Here is a 3,792-nt window from a genome sequence, read left to right as displayed (position 1 = left end):
TACCCCACTTCACCTCCAAGTACGCCATCGAGCGGATGATCGCCCAAGCGGGGATCCCAGCCACCATCCTGCGCCCCAACTGCTTCATGCAGAACGACGCGGTGTACTTCAAAGATGCTTTGCTCGGCCCCGGCCTTTATCCCTTTCCCATTGGCGAGAAGGGCGTCTCCATGGTCGATGTGCGGGACATCGCCGAGGTGGCGGCAGGCGCGGTATTGCGGCGGGAGCAAGCGCCGCAGGCCTTGCCCAACGAGATCATCCATCTGGTGGGACCCGACGCACTCACTGGCCCGGGCATCGCCGGGATCTGGGCAAGGCTGATGAACAAGCCGGTCACTTACACCGGCAGCGACACCCGATCCTTTGAGGCGCGGTTGGCCCAACACGCACCGGCCTGGATGGCCATGGACATGCGTCTGATGCTGGACCGCTTCTGCTCGGACGGCATGTCCGCCACGACTGCCGATGTGGACAGGATGACCCAATTGCTGGGGCACAGCCCACGCTCGTATGCGGAATTCGCCGCCGAGACGCTGTCGCAGTGGCAGGTCTGATTTTTTGAAACGAATGAAAGGTAGAGCAATGAGTAACTCGAAGACCGTTGATATCGGCTTGCCCGCCAAGTTGGGCGCCTGGCTATTTGTTCTGTGGAGTGTTCTGCACATTTGGGTGGGGGCTGAAGGCGTTCGGCAATTTCTGACAGCGGGGGCCCCAGGGCTATGGGGCATATTGATAGGAGGTAGCGCCGTACCGCGCGCTGCATTCATCCATGCGACCGATCCCGCAACGCTGTTTGCACACAGCCACCTGATTCTGAACTTCTGCATCGACGTGGGCGGCTATGGCGTACTGGGCTTCTTCGTGGCTTGGATGATCCTCAAACGGGAGGCATGGACGGGCTATGTGCTGGGATTGGTCGTCATCGGAATTGCGGACTTGACCTTCCTGTTTGCGATGGTGGTGCCCGGCGTCATCGAGCTCAATGCAGGGTCTATTGCCGGACCGGTAATATGGTTTATCGCCGTGGCCATTATCCCGTTCGGCCTGCCAGCCTGGCGCCGAGCCTGAGGCTGGCACTGATGACCCCTGTCATCACCCCCTCCACGCCAAGGAAGCTCAACATGACATCACCCACCCTGCGCCACAGCCTGTTCGCACTGCTGCTCGCCGCCTCGACGGCGGTCATGGCCCAAATTGCACCAGCGCGCACCTGGCCTGAACTCAAACAGGCGGTGCAAGAGCGCACCGACGCCCAGCGCTACCCGATGACGGGCTTTGACAGCAAGGAGGTGGCCGAGATATTGAGCCGGATCCAGTCGCTCGACCGCGACGAGTGGGCGCGCTCCTGGATCCAGAATGGCGAGCACCATATGAAGCAGGCGCAGTCGCTGGCCGCGTCTTCACCCGCCCAGGCCCGCGAGGCCTACATGTCCGCCTGGCGCTATTACGGCTTCGGCGCCTGGCCAACCCAGAACTCGCCCGAGAAGCGCCGTGCCCATGCACTGGCGACGGATGCCTTCAGAGCCTATGCCGGTCTGGCCAGCCCGGCGATCGAAGTGCTGCGCATCCCGTTCGAAGGCAAGGAAATCATCGGCTACCTGCAGCGCCCACCCGGCGTGACCCGGCCGCCCGTGGTCCTGACGATTGGCGGGTTGGACAGCTACAAGGAATTTGTGGTTGACCAGTTTGGTGCCGCTTACCTCAAGGCCGGGTTGGCCTATCTGGCACTCGATATGCCGGGCACGGGAGAATCGCCGGTCAGGATAGAACCCGGTGTCGAGCGCGTGTTTTCCCGGGTCATCGACGCCTTGCAAAGCCGCACCGACATCGACCCGGGCCACATCGGGTTCCAGGGCGGCTCCTGGGGCGGCCATTGGTCGGCGCGGGTGGCGTACGCAGAGCCGACCCGCCTGAAAGCGGTGGTCAACTGGGGTGGCCCGGTGCACGCTTACTTTCAGCGCGACTGGCAGCTCAAGGCGCTCGGCACCCGCGAGTACCTGTTCGACCTGTTCCCGGCCCGCGCCGCCGTATACGGGGTAGATACGCTGGAGGACTTTTTGGCCTACGGTCCACGAATGTCGCTCAAGGATGCGGGGGCGCTGAGCAAACCCTCTGCCCCCATGCTGCTGGTCAATGGCGAGAAAGACACCCAGGTGCCCATTGAAGACCTCTACCTGCTGCTCAAGCAGGGCGCTCCGAAGGAAGCCTGGGTCAACCCGGAAGGCGGCCACATTGGTCGCGGCAAAGACTGGTCAGATGGGCGCATCCTCAACGAAGTGGTGGTGCCCTGGCTGGCGCGTAAGCTCAAGCCTTGACGCCAGAGCGCCCGTGACCTTGCATCCACATTCAAAACCTCTGCCCTGAATCAGCCGCCGGCCCGATCAGGGCAATTCATCAAGGAAAACACATCATGACAACATCCCATGGCAGCACTTCACCCAACCCGTTGCCCAAGGGCTACTGGATCGTCTTCGCTACCGTGAAGGAACCCTCGCGCTTCAGCAACTACACGAGCGTGGCGGGACCGTTGATTGCCTCCCATGGTGGCCGCGTGCTCGCGCGTGGCGACGTGGCGGTGGTGGTGGAAGGGGCGGTGCCGGGGCGCCCTTACCTCATCGAGTTTCCCAGCTATGCTGCGGCACAGGACTGCTTTCAGTCGCAGGGTTATCAGGGAGCTATCGGCTTGCGATCCGGGGTGGCGGACTTCCAGATCGTCATCGTCGAAGGATTCACGCCACCTGCATCTTCTTGATACGGGTTTTGCCACCTCCGCTCATGATCAATACACGAACTATCGCCTATCGCTCCGCCGGCCGGCGTCACGGTCCGATCACGCGCCTCGTGAGTCCCGGCGAGGAGGGGCATCTGATCAAGCCCTTCGTTTTTTTGGACTATGTAGACGCTCCCGCAGGGTCTGGGCCCAACTTCGGATTTCACCCGCACTCCGGGATTGCGACTCTGACTTTTCCCTTGACCTTTGACGTTGAGCATGAAGCCTCGACGGGGCAGATCGATTCGGTCGAAATGGGCGGCCTCGAATGGGTGCTGACAGGCGGTGGCGTCTGGCATCGTGGTCGGCCTGTTGGTCGTGGGCCGCTGAAGGGATTTCAGCTTTGGTTTGCGATGCCGCCCTCGCACGAATTGGTTGAGCCCGTGACGCGATTCATCCAGCCCGAGCAAATCCCCAAGTCTGGTCCTGTGACACTGCTGGTTGGCTCCCATGGATCCATGGTCAGCCCTTTAGACACACCGCTTGATGTCAACCTTTTGTGGGTCGAACTGGCGGCTGGAGAGGGCTTGGATTACACACCGCCCCAAGGCCATCACGTGGCCTGGTGCTTTGCGCAACGCGGAGTCGTTGAGGTCGGCGGTGAACAGTTGGATCGCGAGCTGGCCGTCTTTGCCGAGGGCTTGGGCAAACTTCACTTTCAGGCGCAGGCTGGGTGTGCCTTTCTGCTCGGCAGTGCTGCCAGGCATCCTCATGACCTGGTCCTTGGATCGCACTCGGTTCACACCTCTGAGAGGGCACTGAACAGCGGAGTTCGCAGGATCGCAGAGATTGGTGAGCGGTTGCGGTACGACGGAAAAATATGAACACAGGTTCGAATCCCCGACCCCACCAAAAACAGGGGGTCTGCAAACTGAGCGAGTTAGTTAAACAATCGCTTCTGCCCCGCCATACAAAGTTTCTTCAAATCTTCAATCTTTCAACCGCACCCGACAAGCTGTTGATCTGATTGACTTTTTCTCGGTCACCTCCTGACCAGAGATTGAAGAAAGTCCCTTCATACA

At 60.9% G+C, this 3,792-nt stretch carries 5 protein-coding genes; all 5 read left to right on the top strand.

What is annotated here, in order from left to right; translation table 11 throughout:
- On the top strand, positions 1–554 hold a 554-nt coding region (locus tag VKP62_12605; protein MEB3198033.1), incomplete at its 5' end, for an NmrA family NAD(P)-binding protein.
- Positions 555–582: 28 nt separating this feature from the next.
- Entirely contained in the window at positions 583–1,068 is a 486-nt protein-coding gene (locus VKP62_12600; protein ID MEB3198032.1) for a hypothetical protein, read from the top strand.
- Positions 1,069–1,121: 53 nt separating this feature from the next.
- Positions 1,122–2,315, top strand: coding sequence for an alpha/beta fold hydrolase (locus tag VKP62_12595; GenBank protein ID MEB3198031.1), 1,194 nt, complete (start codon positions 1,122–1,124; stop codon positions 2,313–2,315).
- A 95-nt stretch (positions 2,316–2,410) separates the two neighbouring features.
- Positions 2,411–2,752 carry a DUF1330 domain-containing protein gene (locus VKP62_12590; protein ID MEB3198030.1) on the top strand — a complete coding sequence of 114 codons (342 nt, stop codon included), beginning with the start codon at positions 2,411–2,413 and terminating at the stop codon, positions 2,750–2,752.
- Between the two features lie 23 nt (positions 2,753–2,775).
- The gene (locus tag VKP62_12585; GenBank protein ID MEB3198029.1) at positions 2,776–3,594 is read left to right on the top strand and encodes a pirin family protein; all 819 of its coding nucleotides are present in this window, start codon (positions 2,776–2,778) and stop codon (positions 3,592–3,594) included.
- Positions 3,595–3,792 lie beyond the last annotated feature (198 nt).

It is taken from the genome of Candidatus Sericytochromatia bacterium, assembly GCA_035285325.1.
Taxonomy (GTDB): domain Bacteria; phylum Cyanobacteriota; class Sericytochromatia; order S15B-MN24; family JAQBPE01; genus JAYKJB01.
Note: the sequence above shows the minus strand (reverse complement) of the source record. Positions and strands in the feature narration are given on the sequence as shown.

Excerpts from the sequence above, each read along its gene's own strand:
- VKP62_12595 (MEB3198031.1), top strand. The coding sequence starts at position 1,122 with ATGACATCACCCACCCTGCGCCACAGCCTGTTCGCACTGCTGCTCGCC.
- VKP62_12585 (MEB3198029.1), top strand. The coding sequence starts at position 2,776 with ATGATCAATACACGAACTATCGCCTATCGCTCCGCCGGCCGGCGTCAC.
- VKP62_12600 (MEB3198032.1), top strand. The coding sequence starts at position 583 with ATGAGTAACTCGAAGACCGTTGATATCGGCTTGCCCGCCAAGTTGGGC.
- VKP62_12590 (MEB3198030.1), top strand. The coding sequence starts at position 2,411 with ATGACAACATCCCATGGCAGCACTTCACCCAACCCGTTGCCCAAGGGC.